This is a genomic window from Caballeronia sp. LZ043, assembly GCF_031451075.1.
In the GTDB taxonomy this organism is placed as follows: Bacteria; Pseudomonadota; Gammaproteobacteria; order Burkholderiales; family Burkholderiaceae; genus Caballeronia.
Map to the genome: position 1 here is coordinate 1,357,857 of NZ_JARUXT010000003.1, position 14,307 is coordinate 1,372,163.

At 64.2% G+C, this 14,307-nt stretch carries 15 protein-coding genes; 10 read left to right on the forward strand and 5 right to left on the reverse strand.

Annotated features, from left to right (window positions below; translation table 11 throughout):
- Positions 1-7: 7 nt before the first annotated feature.
- Positions 8-1,600, reverse strand: coding sequence for a galactarate dehydratase (garD, locus tag QCE64_RS26255; protein ID WP_309933863.1), 1,593 nt, complete (start codon positions 1,598-1,600; stop codon positions 8-10).
- Positions 1,601-1,790: 190 nt separating this feature from the next.
- Between garD and kdgD the strand changes: the two genes are divergently transcribed.
- Together kdgD and QCE64_RS26265 are read left to right on the forward strand one after the other, a co-directional pair.
- Positions 1,791-2,708, forward strand: coding sequence for a 5-dehydro-4-deoxyglucarate dehydratase (kdgD, locus tag QCE64_RS26260; protein WP_309924816.1), 918 nt, complete (start codon positions 1,791-1,793; stop codon positions 2,706-2,708).
- A gap of 142 nt (positions 2,709-2,850) precedes the next feature.
- Positions 2,851-4,203, forward strand: coding sequence for an MFS transporter (locus QCE64_RS26265; RefSeq protein WP_309933865.1), 1,353 nt, complete (start codon positions 2,851-2,853; stop codon positions 4,201-4,203).
- Positions 4,204-4,257: 54 nt separating this feature from the next.
- On the opposite strand, the gene QCE64_RS26270 is transcribed toward QCE64_RS26265, so the two are convergent.
- Complete coding sequence (locus tag QCE64_RS26270; RefSeq protein WP_309925312.1) at positions 4,258-4,590, reverse strand: DUF2322 family protein; 333 nt, start codon at positions 4,588-4,590, stop codon at positions 4,258-4,260.
- Between the two features lie 68 nt (positions 4,591-4,658).
- Positions 4,659-5,135, reverse strand: a complete 477-nt coding sequence (locus tag QCE64_RS26275) for a hypothetical protein (RefSeq protein ID WP_309924819.1) — start codon at positions 5,133-5,135, stop codon at positions 4,659-4,661.
- Between the two features lie 131 nt (positions 5,136-5,266).
- Here QCE64_RS26275 and QCE64_RS26280 point away from each other — a divergent pair, with 131 nt between their 5' ends.
- Complete coding sequence (locus tag QCE64_RS26280) at positions 5,267-5,791, forward strand: hemerythrin domain-containing protein (protein ID WP_404987470.1); 525 nt, start codon at positions 5,267-5,269, stop codon at positions 5,789-5,791.
- Positions 5,792-5,837: 46 nt separating this feature from the next.
- Here the strand turns inward: QCE64_RS26280 and QCE64_RS26285 are convergent, their stop codons facing one another.
- Entirely contained in the window at positions 5,838-6,035 is a 198-nt protein-coding gene (locus tag QCE64_RS26285) for a DUF2934 domain-containing protein (RefSeq protein ID WP_309924821.1), read from the reverse strand.
- Positions 6,036-6,205: 170 nt separating this feature from the next.
- On the opposite strand from QCE64_RS26285, the gene QCE64_RS26290 reads away from it, so the two are divergent.
- The 6 genes from QCE64_RS26290 (at position 6,206) to QCE64_RS26315 (ending at position 11,963) form a co-directional block, all read left to right on the forward strand.
- Positions 6,206-6,625 (forward strand): DUF3597 domain-containing protein, encoded by a 420-nt coding sequence (locus QCE64_RS26290; RefSeq protein WP_310007041.1) that lies wholly within the window; start codon positions 6,206-6,208, stop codon positions 6,623-6,625.
- A 105-nt stretch (positions 6,626-6,730) separates the two neighbouring features.
- Complete coding sequence (locus QCE64_RS26295; protein ID WP_310007043.1) at positions 6,731-9,010, forward strand: FdhF/YdeP family oxidoreductase; 2,280 nt, start codon at positions 6,731-6,733, stop codon at positions 9,008-9,010.
- 14 nt (positions 9,011-9,024) lie between these two features.
- Entirely contained in the window at positions 9,025-10,083 is a 1,059-nt protein-coding gene (locus tag QCE64_RS26300; RefSeq protein ID WP_310007045.1) for an FUSC family protein, read from the forward strand.
- A 54-nt stretch (positions 10,084-10,137) separates the two neighbouring features.
- A complete protein-coding gene (locus tag QCE64_RS26305; RefSeq protein ID WP_309924827.1) occupies positions 10,138-10,806 on the forward strand; it encodes an HAD family hydrolase in 669 nt (222 codons plus the stop codon).
- A gap of 78 nt (positions 10,807-10,884) precedes the next feature.
- Positions 10,885-11,349 carry a GNAT family N-acetyltransferase gene (locus tag QCE64_RS26310; protein WP_309924832.1) on the forward strand — a complete coding sequence of 155 codons (465 nt, stop codon included), beginning with the start codon at positions 10,885-10,887 and terminating at the stop codon, positions 11,347-11,349.
- On the forward strand, positions 11,346-11,963 hold the full coding sequence (locus QCE64_RS26315; protein ID WP_310007047.1) for an NAD(P)H-dependent oxidoreductase: 618 nt from the start codon (positions 11,346-11,348) through the stop codon (positions 11,961-11,963). The genes QCE64_RS26310 and QCE64_RS26315 overlap by 4 nt, the downstream gene beginning before the upstream one ends.
- 2 nt (positions 11,964-11,965) lie before the next feature.
- Here the strand turns inward: QCE64_RS26315 and QCE64_RS26320 are convergent, their stop codons facing one another.
- Complete coding sequence (locus tag QCE64_RS26320; protein ID WP_310007049.1) at positions 11,966-13,432, reverse strand: PLP-dependent aminotransferase family protein; 1,467 nt, start codon at positions 13,430-13,432, stop codon at positions 11,966-11,968.
- 103 nt (positions 13,433-13,535) lie between these two features.
- Between QCE64_RS26320 and QCE64_RS26325 the strand changes: the two genes are divergently transcribed.
- On the forward strand, positions 13,536-14,303 hold the full coding sequence (locus QCE64_RS26325) for an NAD(P)H-binding protein (protein WP_309924842.1): 768 nt from the start codon (positions 13,536-13,538) through the stop codon (positions 14,301-14,303).
- Positions 14,304-14,307: the final 4 nt, after the last annotated feature.

Below are 14,307 nucleotides of genomic sequence, written 5' to 3' on the forward strand. Positions count from 1 at the left end.
AGGAGGATCAGGTCACCGGCGCCGGATTGAAAAGCACCAAGGCGTTATGCAGCTTGAGCGCCTCGGCCTTGGTCTGCTTCTTCCCGCTGGCGACATCGAGCATCAGCCGGAACAGTTCCCAGCCCACATCCGCAATGGTGGCCTCACCGGTAGCGATGGTGCCCGCATTGACGTCCATCAGATCATGCCAGCGGCGCGCCAGGTCCGAGCGCGTCGCGACCTTCAGCACCGGCACTTCCGCAAGGCTATAAGGCGTCCCGCGCCCCGTCGTGAAGACATGCAGGTTGATGCCTGATGCCAGCTGCAAGGTCCCGCAAATAAAATCACTGGCAGGCGTCGCAGCATAGATGAGCCCCTTCTGCTTCACCTTCTCCCCGGGCGACAACACACCGGAGATCGTCGAACTCCCTGACTTCACGATGGACCCCATCGCCTTCTCGACGATGTTCGACAAGCCGCCCTTCTTGTTCCCCGGCGTCGTGTTCGCGCTCCGGTCCGCCCCACCGCGCTTCAGATAATCGTCGTACCACTGCATCTCGCGGATGATCGCCTGCGCCACTTCGCCGTTCGCCGCACGCGCCGTCAGCTGTGCCACGCCGTCGCGCACTTCGGTCACTTCCGAGAACATCACGGTTGCGCCCGCGCGCACCAGCAGATCCGTCGCGAAGCCCACCGCCGGATTCGCCGTCAGCCCGGAAAACGCATCGCTCCCGCCGCACTGCACGCCAACGACGAGATCCGCCGCCGGACACGTCTCACGACGCCGGTTGTCCAGCCGCTTCAGATGCGTCTCCGCCATGCGCATGATCGAATCGATCATCGACTGGAAGCCCACATGTTCCTCGTCCTGCAACACGACCGTGCCGCCGTTGCCGTCGAGCGTGTTGTCGCCGATATCGGCCACGTCTTCCGTCTGCGCCGAAGCCGCGGCGATGGGAATCGTGCCCGCCGGCATCAGCCGCTCCGGCTGCAGCTTCTCGCAGCCCAGGCTCACCATCATCACTTCGCCGCCGAAGTTCGGATTCAGCGCGATGTTGCGCACCGTGCGGATCGGCACCATGGCGTCCGGCGCGTCGATGGCCACGCCACACCCATAGGTGTGACCGAGGCTCACGACATCGTCGACGTTCGGGTACTTCGGCAGCAGTTCCGCCTTGATGCGCGTCACGGCGTGCTGCACGACGTCCGCCACGCACTGCACGGTGGTGGTAATGGCGAGGATGTTGCGCGTCCCGACCGACCCGTCCGCATTGCGATAACCCTCGAAGGTGAAGCCTTCGAGCGGCGATTCGTCCGGCGCCTTGATGGTGGCGATGGGCAAGTCGTGCAGTTCGGGCGGCGTCGGCATGCGCGTGACGTGCTCGTTCACCCAGCTTCCCTTCGGCAGGAACCGCGTCGCATAGCCGATCACCACGTTGTAGCGGATCACGGCATCGCCTTCCGCGAGGTCTTTCAGGGACAGCTTGTGGCCCTGCGGCACGCGTTCGCGCAGCACGAGGCCATCGGCAAACGTGGCGCCTTCGCCCAGGCCGCCGTCGTTCACGACGATCGCGACGTTGTCGTCCGGATGCACACGTATATACAGAGGGGACTGATTCATTCTGACGTTCCTTCGGCACGCAACGGGCCGCTTAGAGTTATGTCATCCTACAACATAGCCGCGTTATACGGATAAGTATTTACCCTATCCATTGATTCCATTGCAATAAATCCATTGTCGACCGCCAACCTATGTTGTACGATGACTTATAAGCTCGGCAACCGCCGGTCGCTGCTCAACGGACATTCTCATGACGACTCCGCAAGAACTGAAGCACATCGTTTCCGAAGGCCTGCTCTCCTTCCCCGTCACCGACTTTGACAGCCAGGGCAACTTCCGCGCCGACACCTACGCGCAGCGCCTCGAATGGCTGGCTCCGTACGGTGCGTCCGCGCTGTTCGTCGCGGGCGGCACGGGCGAGTTCTTCTCGCTGACGCAACCCGAATACTCGCAGATCGTGAAGACGGCCACCGAAGTGTGCCGCGGCAAGGTGCCCATCCTGGCGGGCGCGGGCGGTCCGACGCGCACGGCCATCGCCTTCGCGCAGGAAGCCGAGAAGCAAGGCGCGCAGGGCATCCTGCTGATGCCGCACTATCTGACGGAAGCCTCGCAGGACGGCATCCGCGCGCACGCGGAGGAAGTGTGCCGCGCCGTGCCGAACATGGGCGTCATCATCTACAACCGCGCCAATTCGAAGCTCAACGCGGACATGCTGGAGCAACTGGCGGAACGCTGCCCGAACCTGATCGGCTTCAAGGACGGCGTCGGCGAAATCGAGAACATGGTCACCATCCGCCGCCGTCTGGGCGAGCGCTTCTCGTACCTCGGCGGCCTGCCGACGGCTGAAGTCTACGCAGCCGCATACAAGGCGCTGGGCGTGCCGGTGTACTCGTCGGCGGTGTTCAACTTCATTCCGAAGACGGCGATGGAGTTCTACCGTGCCATCGCCGCCGACGACCACGCGACCACCGGCCGCCTGATCGACGAATTCTTCCTGCCGTACCTGAAGATCCGCAATCGCAAGGCGGGTTATGCGGTGTCGATCGTGAAGGCCGGCGCGAAGCTGGTCGGCCACGACGCGGGCCCGGTGCGCGCGCCGCTGACGGATCTGACGGGCGAGGAAATGGAGCAGCTGGACGCGCTCATCAAGAAGCTCGGCGCGCAGTAACTCCACGTTGCAGCGGAAGTACAAGCCGACAGGCGCAGCGCGGCATCGCCGGACGCTTCGCCGACGAGGGCCGCGCGAGCGGCCCTCCGTGTATCGGCACGCCTGAATCCGTGCAGTGCCCAATCGAAGCAAGGGGACGTTCATGTCGATGAGCCGCGCCGCGAATCCCGCGGACCTCATGAAGCGCAGCAAGACGCGCTATCTCATTCTGTTGCTGATCTTCGTGATCACGACCTTCAACTACGCCGACCGCGCGACCCTCTCGGTCACCGGCTCGGCGATGCGTGCCGAATTCGGCTTCGACGCGATCCGCATGGGCTATATCTTCTCGGCCTTCAGCTGGGCGTATGTGTTGTCGCAGTTGCCGGCCGGCTGGTTGCTCGACCGCTTCGGCGCGCGGCGCGTGTATGCGGCGAGCATTTTTCTGTGGTCGCTCTTCACGCTGCTGCAAAGCTCCATCGGCTTGCTGGGCAGCGCGGCGACCGCCGTCACGGCGCTGTTCACGCTGCGCTTCATGATGGGCGCGGCTGAAGCGCCCGCCTTCCCGGCCAACGCAAAAGTGGTCGCCAGCTGGTTCCCGACGAAGGAGCGCGGCACGGCATCGGCGATTTTCAACTCGGCGCAGTATTTCGCGGCCGTCGTGTTCACGCCGTTGATGGCCTGGCTCACGCACGCATTCGGCTGGCATCACGTCTATATCGTGATGGGCATCGCCGGCTTGCTGCTCGCGCTGACGTGGCTCTCCGTGATGAAGAATCCGGCGGATCATCCGCGCGTGAACCGGCAGGAATTGGAATATATCGAGGAAGGCGGCGGGCTGGTGCACGGTCACCGGCGCGGCTCGGCGGGCGGCGCGGCGCGGTCCGGGCAGATCGGCTGGCCGGTCGTCAGGCAACTGCTGACCAACCGGATGCTGCTCGGCGTCTATCTCGCGCAGTACTGCATCAACGTGCTGACGTACTTCTTCCTGACGTGGTTCCCGATCTACCTCGTCCAGGCGCGCCACATGACGATCCTGAAGGCGGGCTTCGTTGCGTCGCTGCCGGCCATCTGCGGCTTCGCGGGCGGCGTGCTCGGCGGCGTCATCTCGGATGCGCTGCTGCGCCGCGGCACGTCGCTGACGGTGGCGCGCAAGCTGCCGATCGTTGGCGGCATGCTGCTGTCGTCGTGCATCATCGGCTGCAACTACGTGGACACAGACTGGCTCGTGGTGGCGCTGATGTCGCTGGCGTTCTTCGGCAAGGGCATCGGCGCGCTGGGCTGGGCCGTGGTGGCGGATACGTCGCCGAAGGAAGCCATCGGGCTGTCGGGATCGATCTTCAACATGTTCGGCAACGTCGCCGGGATCGTGACGCCGATCGTGATCGGCTATCTCGTCGCCGAGACCGGCTCGTTCAACGGCGCGCTGGCGTTCGTCGGCATCAACGCGCTGGTGACCGTGTTCAGCTATCTCGTGATCGTGAAGGACATCAGGCGCGTGGAACTGAAGATTTAAGTCTCTTCAGGCGTCAAGCCCGTTCTGTTTGCGACAGAACGGGCTTTTGTTTTTTCAGGCCGCGTGAATCACGTCGATGCGCAACGCCTCGCCGCCTTCGACGATCGCCAGCAGACGGTCCACATTCGGATGCGCACCGGGACGGCTGCGCGCGTCCGCGGTGTGTTCGGCGAACACGGCGAGCGCGTGTTCGGCGGCACGGGCGTCGAGCGTGCCGAACGCCTGCTGCAAGTAGTGATACACCGCGAGCGAGCCCTGCTTGCCCGGCTTGTTCTCGATGCTCGCCACCACGTTGCCCGCGCCGTCCACGAGATCGATGCGCTCGATGCCGTCGATGGCGGGCAGTTGGGCGAGGTTGTCCTTGAATACGTTGCTCGGTTGGATCACGGGTTGAATCACGGGCTGAATCACGAAAGGCACTCCACGTTAGAAGTCAAAAGCCGGGGCGCCGTATCTTAGCCGATCGTCGGGCGAGCGCGCGGCATCCTGACCAGCGCGGCAATCGCGAAGCCCGCAGCGAGCGCGACGTAAGTCATCGCCAGCGAGCGTTTCGAGAGATGCACTTCGAAGCCCGGCGTCACGCGCTTCGGCACGACGTGATAGTCGACGACATACGCTATCAGCGCGCTGGCCCCGGCAGCGGCAACAATGCCCACAGGGCCGGCGCGGCGTGGACAGAGCGCCTCGAACAGCACGCCCCAGAACACTGCACTGCCCATGTGAATGCCCGCGCCGAGCGCCGTGTACTTGATGCTAAACGTCTGTTGCCGCTGTGCGTCGCGCCACAAGCAATGCGTGACGGCATTGAGCGCCGCGCTCGCGCCGTGACCCGCGCGCACCGCGCCGGTCGAAGCCGCACTCGCCGACGCAAGTCCGGCGGCCGAGCCCGAGCACAGGGCGCGGACAAGCAGTTGATCGGCGGAAACTTTCATGATTCGCTCCTCAGGTGACGAGAGGACTTGAGCATCGCGTGTTCCAAGCCATACCGCGGACCCGGGTCCGCCCTTTGCTCGATACCGGAACCCCTCAATAACCGGAGATCACCATGTCCCGAGATACCCAGATGAGTTCGAGCACGAGCGCATCGGCCAAGCCGGCGCGCAGCATCGACGCGACCAAGTTGCTCACCGAAGATCACCGCGCCGTGCAGAAATTGTTCGATGCATTCGAGAAGGCAGGCGACAACGATCTGGACGCAAAGGGCACGCTGGTCCGCCGCGCGTGCGAAGAATTAACGGTGCACGCCATGATCGAGGAAGAACTGCTCTATCCGGCCGCTCAAAAGGCGTTGCCGGAAGACGAAAGGCCGGACGTGGAAGAAGCTTATGTGGAGCACTTCCTGGTCAAGGTGCTGATCGAGAAGTTCGCCACGCTGAAGCCCGGCGATACAGGTTTCGACGCGACCTTCAAGGTGCTGAGCGAGATGGTGAATCACCACATCGAAGAAGAAGAGTCGGAGTTGTTTCCGAATCTGCGCAAGTCAGGAGCCGACCTCGAAGAACTCGGCGGCAAGATGATGAAGCGCAAGGAGGAACTCGAAGCAAAGATTCCGAAGGACGCGGGCGACAACACCATGCGCCTGCATTGATTCCGCGCTGCGCGCCGGTCCCCTTACGAGAGGACCGGCGTTGCCGTTATTTCCCCGCTGGAGAAACAGCGGCGCCTTCCGACGCCACCGCAGGCGTTACCACTGTTCCCTGCGCATCTTCCTCTTCCAGCGACGTTTTGGCCTGCTCCCAGAACTCCTCCGCACGGCCATCGGGACTTCCTTCACGCTCCCAGATTTCATAGGCGCGACGTCGAATCCGGTCCTGCTCTTTCTGATCTTCCATGACAGTCTCCCAGTGACACGATGACGAGTCCGCCTGGCGCTTGCCCGGGCGTTCCAGATGCTCACTCGCATTAGCAACCGCCGTGCCCTCGCCAGCACGATTGCGCAGGCGAATCCGGCATGACGCTTGCGCCATGACAAGCCCTATCGTCTGTTTGAACAGGAGGCGTCATGAGCATTTTCTCTTCGATCATGGGCAAGATTTTTGGGCACCACGACAGCGCAACCGCCGCGCAACCCGGCTCGGCCACGCAGCCGTCCAGCACTACTGCAGGCGCTCCTGCTGCACCTGCCACGGCGGCGCCGGCCCCGGCGCAGTCCACGCCGCCGCAGCAACCGGTCGACGTTGAAGCCGTGCTCACCCAAATGCAGTCGAGCCATAGCGAGCAACTGAACTGGCGCACGTCGATCGTGGATCTGATGAAACTGCTGGGCCTGGACAGCAGCCTTTCCGCGCGCAAGGAACTGGCCGCTGAACTGCACTACAGCGGCAACACGGAAGATTCGGCTGCCATGAACATGTGGCTGCACAAACAGGTAATGCAGAAGCTGGCCGAAAACGGCGGCAAGGTGCCCGACGACCTGAAATAAGTATTGGAGCAAGGGCGGCGCGCGTCGCCGCCCTGCTGTGCGTCCGATGAATGGAACGCTCATTGCTGTTGACTGCATCACCCGTTCCACGCTTCGGATTCCACCATGAAACCCGCCGACAAACCTTCCAGCTATCCTTTCGCCTCCGGTGGATGGGGCTCGCTCAAGGCCGTGACCCAGATCGTCACGCAGGAGAAAGTAGCCCTGAAGGACGGCCCCATTCTGCTCAAGCAGAACAAGCCCGAAGGTTTCGCCTGCGTCAGTTGTTCCTGGGCCAAGCCGGCCCATCCTCACACCTTCGAATTCTGCGAGAGCGGCGCGAAAGCCACGGCCTGGGACACGACCAAAAAGCGCATCACGCCCGACTTCTTCGCGCAGCACACGGTGACCGAACTGCTCGACTGGCACGACCACGATCTCGAGGAAGCCGGCCGGCTCACCGCACCGATGAAGTACGACCACGCCACCGACAAGTACATCGAGATCAGTTGGGAACAGGCGTTCGACGAGATCGGCCGGGAAATGTGCATGCTCGATCCGCACAGCGTCGTTTTCTACACGTCGGGCCGGGCATCGCTTGAAACGGCTTACATGTTCCAGTTGTTCGCGCGCATGTACGGCTGCAACAACCTGCCCGACAGTTCGAACATGTGTCACGAAAGCACCAGCGTGGGATTGACGGAAGCAATTGGCGTGGGCGTCGGCACCATCGTGCTGGACGACTTCGAGAAGACCGACCTCATGTTCTTCTTCGGCCAGAACGTCGGCACCAACAGTCCGCGCATGCTGCATCAGCTACAGGACGCCCGCAAGCGCGGCGTGCCGATCATCACGTTCAATCCGCTGCGCGAGCCGGGGCTCGTGTCCTTCGCGAATCCGCAGTCGCCCTTGCAGATGCTGACGCCTGCCGAGACGCGCATCAGCACCCAATACCATCAACTGAAAACCGGCGGCGACACGGCTGCGATCCTGGGTATTTGCAAGGCCGTCATCGAAGCCGACGATCGCGCCCAGGCCGAAGGCCGGCCGCGCAAGATCGATGTCGAATTCATCGAGCAGCACACGACCGGTTTCGACGATTTCGCCGCCCATGCCCGCAGCACGGAATGGCGCGATATCGAACGTGTAAGCGGCCTGCCGCGCGTCGCGCTGCTTGAAGCCGCCGACGAATACATGCACGCGCAAGCCGTGCTCGCGCACTTCGGCATGGGACTGACGCAACACCGGCTCGGCGTGCAGAACGTGCGCATGGTGTGCAACCTGCTGCTCCTGCGCGGCAATATCGGCAAGCCGGGCGCCGGTCCTTCGCCGATTCGCGGACATTCGAACGTACAGGGACAGCGCACCGTCGGCGTGACGGAGAAGCCGGAACTCGCGCCGCTGGATCAACTGGCGAAGCAGTTCTCCTTCGAGCCGCCGCGCGACAAAGGCATGAACACGGTCGAGGCGTTCGAAGCCATGCTCGAAGGCAAGGTCAGCGCGGTGCTGAATCTGGGCGGCAATCTCGTGCGCTCCGTGCCTGACCGCGACCGCACCGAACCGGCGTGGAGCAAGCTGCAACTCACGGTGAACGTGGCGACCAAGCTCAACCGCAGTCACCTCGTCAATGGTAAGAACGCGTACCTGCTGCCGTGCCTGAGCCGCATCGAAATCGATCGTCAGGCCAGCGGCGAACAAGCCGTGTCGATGGAAGACAGCACCGGCTGCATGCATGGCTCGCGCGGCGTGACCGAACCCGGCAGCGACGACACGCGCTCGGAGCCGTTCATCGTGGCGGGCATCGCGAAGGCGGCGCTCGGCGCGCGTTCGACGGTGGACTGGGATGCATGGCGCGACGATTACGCCATCGTGCGCGACGAAATCGCCACGACCTATCCCGACATCTTCCATGACTTCAATGCGCGCATGTGGCAGCCGGGCGGCTTTCATCGTCCGTTGCCGGCGCGTGAACGCGTCTGGAAGACGAAGTCCGGCAAAGCCGGTTTCCTCGTACCTGAATCGCTGGGCGAGGATCCGGACATGCCCGAGACCACCCCCGATGCGCTGCGCCTGATGACCCTGCGCAGCGACAGCCAGTTCAATACGACCATCTACAGTCTCGACGACCGCTTCAGGGGCGTGAAGGATACGCGCATGGTGATCCTGATGAGTCAGGCCGACATGGCGAAGCGCCAGTTGCAGGAGGGTCAGGAAATCACCTTGCAGACGCTCTCGAATGACGGTTTCGACCGCAGGCTCGGCGGGCTCCACGTCAAGGCGTATGACATTCCCGAGGGCTGCATCGGCGGATATTTTCCGGAGTGCAATGTGCTGCTGCCGCTGTGGCATTACGCCAAGGAAAGCAAGGTGCCGGGCGCGAAGTCGATTCCGGTGCGCGTCATCTGACAGTTCGAGCACGCGTGAAAACGAAGGCCAGGCGGCGGATAGGCCGCTTCGACGCGCTGCGCATGTGCGTGCAGTCCCTCATCGCGAGCGGGCTGGCCTACGGCTGCATGCAGTTCGTCGCATCATCGAACCTGACGTGGGGCGTCTTTGCGAGCCTCTTCACGCTGCAAGTCAATTTCGACCGCAGCCTGAAACATGGCGTTGGCCAGATGATCGGCGCGGCAGTGGGAACGGCGGTCGGCCTCGCGGCGCTGCACTTCTTTCCCGGCGCCGATGCAACCCTGCCGCGCCTCGCGCTCGCCACGCTCGTCACCTGCCTCGGCGCAACGCTCTTTCCGACCACCAATTACAGCATCGTCGTGGCGGCGGCGCTGGCGCTGGAACCGTCGATGAGCATCGACGGCGCCTTCTCGCGCGCCGAAGCCATTGTGCTCGGGTCGGCTATCGGCATTGCGGTGTCGGTGAGCGTGTGGCCGCAACTGGCCCGCTCGCGCGCGTTCGACATCATGGCCGAACTGCTCGACGACTGCCGCGCGCTGCTCGCCACGCTGCCGATCCTGCATCCGGCCGAAGACCGGCAGACCGTGGACGCGCTGCATGAACGCTTCCTGCGTCATCTGGTCGATGCCCGCGCGGTCTGCTCGGAGACGCGTGTGCGCGCCCGTTTCGCGACCGGCCCCACGCTCAACGCCGCGCTCAATGCCTTCGAGACGTTGTGGCATGGACTGGTGCTGCTCGATCGCGCCGGACAGGTGCAGGAGGGACTGTCGGCGTCCGAGCGGGAGGCGTCGGCCGGGCACATCCGCACCGTCAGCGATTGCGCCGGCGCCTATCTCGAAGCCCTCGCCGGATGGCTGCGCGACACTGACTCGCAACCGCCGACCGAACGCTTTCTGGCGCCGCTCCACGACGCCTCCGCGGCAATCAAGGCGAGCGTCTCGCACATCATTGCGTCATGCCCGCCTGACTCGCCGCGCGTTCAGCGACTCTCCACACTGACGTTCGCGCTGGAGCAGATCGAGTCGAATCTGGCGAACATCGGGCAAGTGCTCGAAACGCGCTTTCACGCTTAGCGTGCGACGGCATGCAACATGCTCGCGTGCCTATCGACACCGAACGGAGGACTCATGTTACGCGCCGCCATCTTCGATATAGACGGAACGCTGGTCGATTCCGTGGACCTGCACGCCCTCGCATGGCATGAAGCATTCAAGCACTTCGGACACGATGTCAGCGTCGACGCGGCGCGCAGCCAGATCGGCAAGGGCGGCGACAAGCTGTTGCCCGTGTTTCTTTCCGAGGATCAGATCCGCGATCATGGCGAGGCACTCGAAGCGTGGCGTGGCAAGCACTTCAAGGCTCATTACCTGTCGCTCGTACGACCGTTCTCGGCGGTGCCCGCGCTGTTGCAGCGACTGAGCGACCAGGGCACGAAACTCGCCGTGGGTTCGTCGGCGAAGAAGGACGAGCTTCAGGTGTATCTCGACATCGCCGGCGTGGCGGACCGGTTCGAAGTCACCGTGTCGTCGGAGGACGTGGAAAGTTCGAAGCCCGATCCCGATGTGTTCCAGACCGCGCTGCACAAACTCGGCGTGCAGGCCGGCGAAGCCATTGCCATCGGCGACTCGCCCTACGATGCCCAGGCTGCCGGGCGAACGGGCGTGCGCACGATCGGCGTGCTGGCGGGCGGCTTTTCGGAGGCGTCGCTGAGAGAGGCTGGCTGCATCGACGTCTACACGGGCCCCGCAGGCTTGCTGGCCAAATTCGACACCTCGCCGCTCAAAGCCATGGACTAGTTCATTGTCCGATTCTTGGCCCTTCTGACTGAGACATCGAGCCGGTATCGTGTAAATCATGCAATGTGGAGAACACGCATGAACACGACAATCGATTTCCGGCATCTCGATTCACCCGACGAATGGGCCCGCGCTTTTCCGGTCATGAAGGAACTGCGCCCGCATTTGCCGGACGCCGCTGCGTTCGTCACGCGCATGCAGGCTCAACGCGAAGAGCGCTACCGCCTGCTGGCTGCCTGCGAAGCGAATGGCGCTATCCTCGGTCTCGCCGGCTATCGCTTGCAGACGAACACGCTGTATGGACCCTTCCTCTATGTTGACGACCTCGTCGTCACCGCGCGGCTGCAACGCGGCGGCGTCGGCGCGCAGTTGATCGACCAGGTGCGCGACATTGCGCGCCGTTCGGAGTGCGCGCATCTTGTACTCGATACCGGCCTGCACATGGCGCTCGCACAGCGCTTCTATTTCCGCAACGGTCTGCTCGCGCGAGGCATGCATTTCGTCGAGCCATTGCACTCCACCCACGAGGAGGCCGCGCAATGAAAGTGCTGTTCATCAACGCGAGCCCGCACAGCGCGGCGAGCCATGGCTACCGGCTGGCGCTCGACATGATCGGCAAGCTGGGCAGGCGTGCGCGCGTGCAGATTGTCGAGCGCGACCTCGCCGCGCAGCCGCTGCCGCCGGTCACCGTCGACTACGCGCGCGCCATCACGTCGCGCGAACCGGACACGCGCCACTTCGACGTCTCCGAAGAACTGATAAGCGAGATCGAAACGACGGACGTGCTCATCATCAACACGCCGATGCACAACTTCACGGTCCCCGCCGCACTCAAGCTGTGGATCGATTACGTGCTGCGCATTCATCGCACGTTCGCGTCCACGCCGCAAGGCAAGGTGGGACTGATGCGCGACCGGCCGGCTTTCGTGATCGTCGGGTCGGGCGGACATCACAGTGGCGAGCAGGCGTTGCAACAGGATTTCCTGACGCCTTACCTGCGCTATGCGCTGGGTTGCATCGGCGTGACGAGCGTGCATTTCCTGCTGCTGCAAGGTCTCGTGCGCGGCAGCGATGCCGTGACGGAAGAACTCAACGCGGCACGCGACGAATTCGAACAACACGCCCTCTTCACGTCCGACCACGCCATCACCCACTAGCCTCAGCCGTCGTACGCGCGCCGCAGCAGGCGCGCGAGCCGTGCCGCTTCGGCTTCGTCGGCGACATTCGCGAAGCCCAGCACCACGCCGCGCAACGTGCGCTTCGTGCGCGCGCCGATATGCCACGACGACAGCGCGCTCACCCCCAGCCCCGCTTCCTGTGCGCGAGCGACAATGGCGACGTCATCGACAGGACCGGTGCGGCCGTTGCTGAACAGCATGACGAGATGCATGCCGCCCGCGGGCCGCTCGATGCGCGCCTTGTCGCCGAACGCTTTCTCCAGCGCCCGCGCGCAGACTTCGCGGCGCTCCGCATAGAGCGCGCGCATGCGCTTCAGGTGCCGCGCGAAATGCCCCTGCGCGATGAAGTCCGCGACCGCCGCCTGCAACAGATAGGGCGGCCCGGCGTTCATGCTCGTCGTGAGCTGCGCGAAGCACGCAATGGCCCGTTCGGGCGCCACCACGTAGGACAGCCGCAGACCGGGAAACAACACCTTGCTGAAGGTGCCGCAATAGATCACGCGGTCGTCGACGTCGAGGCTCTTCAGCGCCGGCAACGGCCGCCCGGCATAGCGGAACTCGCTGTCGTAGTCGTCCTCGATGATCCAGCTGCCCGCCCGTCCCGCCCATTCGAGCAGCTTCATCCGCCGCGCCAGCGAGAGCGTGGCGCCGAGCGGACTCTGATGCGAAGGCGTCACGATGGCAAAGCGCGCGTGCGGAGCGAGCGCCTGCCCGGCATCGACATCGAGCCCGTCGCGATCCACCGGCACCGGCGCAAGCTTCAACCCCGCCTGATCGAGGAAATCGCGCGCCAGAAAATAGCCGGGTTCCTCGAACCACGCTCTGTCGTCCGGCTTGGCGAGACTGCGCAGGATGAGCTCGAGCGACGCGCGATAGCCACTGGTCACGAACACCTGTTCCGGCGCGCACTCCACGCCGCGCGACAGTCCCAGATACGTCGCGATGCGCTCACGCAGCGGCCCGAAGCCCGCTGGATCGGGGTACGTGAGCGAAGCGAGATCCACGCTGCGCGCCCGGTGCGCGATGATGCGGCTCCACACCTTGCGCGGAAATGCATCGAGCGCGGGCAGTCCGGGACGCAGCGGCCGCGCTTCGTGACCGGGCCCGGCTGCGGGCGCCGGTTTCGCGTGCGGCACGCCGCTGCGTTCGCGTCCCCGGCGCGCAGCCGGCTTCAGCACCGAAGCCGGCAACGACGACGACACGAAGGTGCCCGCCGCCCCGCGCATCTGCAGATAGCCTTCGTCGACGAGAATGTCGTAGGCCATTTCCACCGTGCCGCGCGCGGTGTTCAGCTGCGTCGCGAGACCGCGCAGCGCGGGCACGCGGTCGCCCGGCTTCAGGTGTCCCGCTGCAATCGCAGCCTTGAAGCGCTCGCAGATCTGCAAGTAGACCGGCAGCGCATGGTGCCGGTCGATGTCGATCTTCAGCGCTTGTTCCGGGTTCGGCATGACAGGATCCTTGGACTAGTCCAATTGATGATTCTTGTCCCTTCTGGCTAAGACATGATTGTCACACAATGACTTCACTTTCACGAACCAAACGAGGTGTGTCATGAAGATCGTCGTCATTGGCGGGACCGGGCTGATCGGTGCGAAGGCCGTGGCCTTGCTGCGCGAGAAGGGGCATGAAGCCGTCGCCGCATCGCCGAGCACGGGCGTCAACGCCATCACCGGCGCGGGCCTCGACGACGCGCTGCGCGGCGCGCAAGTCGTGATCGACGTGACCAATCCGCCGACGCACGACCGCGAAGCCGTCATGCCCTTCTTCCGCGACACCACGCGCAATCTTCTTCAGGCCGGGCGCGAAGCAGGCGTGCGGCATCATGTCGTGCTGTCGATCGTGGGTGTGGACCGGATGGAGGGCAACGCGTATTACGCGGCGAAGTGCGTGCAGGAACAGCTGATCGCTGAATCGGGCGTGCCGTATTCAATCGTGCGCGCGACCCAGTTCTTCGAGTTCCTCGGCACCATCGCCGACCTGAGCACCGTCGACGGCACGGCGCGGCTCTCGCCGCATCAGTTCCAGCCCATCGCCGCCGACGACGTCACGGCCATCATCGCGGAGATCGCGCTGGGCGCGCCGCTGAACGGCATCGTGGATATCGCCGGTCCCGAGCAGGGTGCGATGCATGCGTTCATCGGCACTTACCTGCGAGCCATGCGCGATGCCCGCCGCGTTATTGCCGACGACAAGGCCACCTACTTCGGCGGCGTGATGAAGGAACGTTCGCTGGTGCCGACGGGCGCGGCGCGGCACGGCCGCACGAGTCTCGGCGACTGGCTCGACCGCGCCCGCATGAAGCCGCTCGCCACGGCCTGACGCG

Bases quoted from the DNA above. Each gene is read 5' to 3' on its own strand.
- garD (WP_309933863.1), bottom strand. From the start codon at position 1,600: ATGAATCAGTCCCCTCTGTATATACGTGTGCATCCGGACGACAACGTC.
- kdgD (WP_309924816.1), top strand. From the start codon at position 1,791: ATGACGACTCCGCAAGAACTGAAGCACATCGTTTCCGAAGGCCTGCTC.
- QCE64_RS26265 (WP_309933865.1), top strand. From the start codon at position 2,851: ATGTCGATGAGCCGCGCCGCGAATCCCGCGGACCTCATGAAGCGCAGC.
- QCE64_RS26275 (WP_309924819.1), bottom strand. From the start codon at position 5,135: ATGAAAGTTTCCGCCGATCAACTGCTTGTCCGCGCCCTGTGCTCGGGC.
- QCE64_RS26280 (WP_404987470.1), top strand. From the start codon at position 5,267: ATGAGTTCGAGCACGAGCGCATCGGCCAAGCCGGCGCGCAGCATCGAC.
- QCE64_RS26285 (WP_309924821.1), bottom strand. From the start codon at position 6,035: ATGGAAGATCAGAAAGAGCAGGACCGGATTCGACGTCGCGCCTATGAA.
- QCE64_RS26290 (WP_310007041.1), top strand. From the start codon at position 6,206: ATGAGCATTTTCTCTTCGATCATGGGCAAGATTTTTGGGCACCACGAC.
- QCE64_RS26295 (WP_310007043.1), top strand. From the start codon at position 6,731: ATGAAACCCGCCGACAAACCTTCCAGCTATCCTTTCGCCTCCGGTGGA.
- QCE64_RS26305 (WP_309924827.1), top strand. From the start codon at position 10,138: ATGTTACGCGCCGCCATCTTCGATATAGACGGAACGCTGGTCGATTCC.
- QCE64_RS26310 (WP_309924832.1), top strand. From the start codon at position 10,885: ATGAACACGACAATCGATTTCCGGCATCTCGATTCACCCGACGAATGG.
- QCE64_RS26315 (WP_310007047.1), top strand. From the start codon at position 11,346: ATGAAAGTGCTGTTCATCAACGCGAGCCCGCACAGCGCGGCGAGCCAT.
- QCE64_RS26320 (WP_310007049.1), bottom strand. From the start codon at position 13,432: ATGCCGAACCCGGAACAAGCGCTGAAGATCGACATCGACCGGCACCAT.
- QCE64_RS26325 (WP_309924842.1), top strand. From the start codon at position 13,536: ATGAAGATCGTCGTCATTGGCGGGACCGGGCTGATCGGTGCGAAGGCC.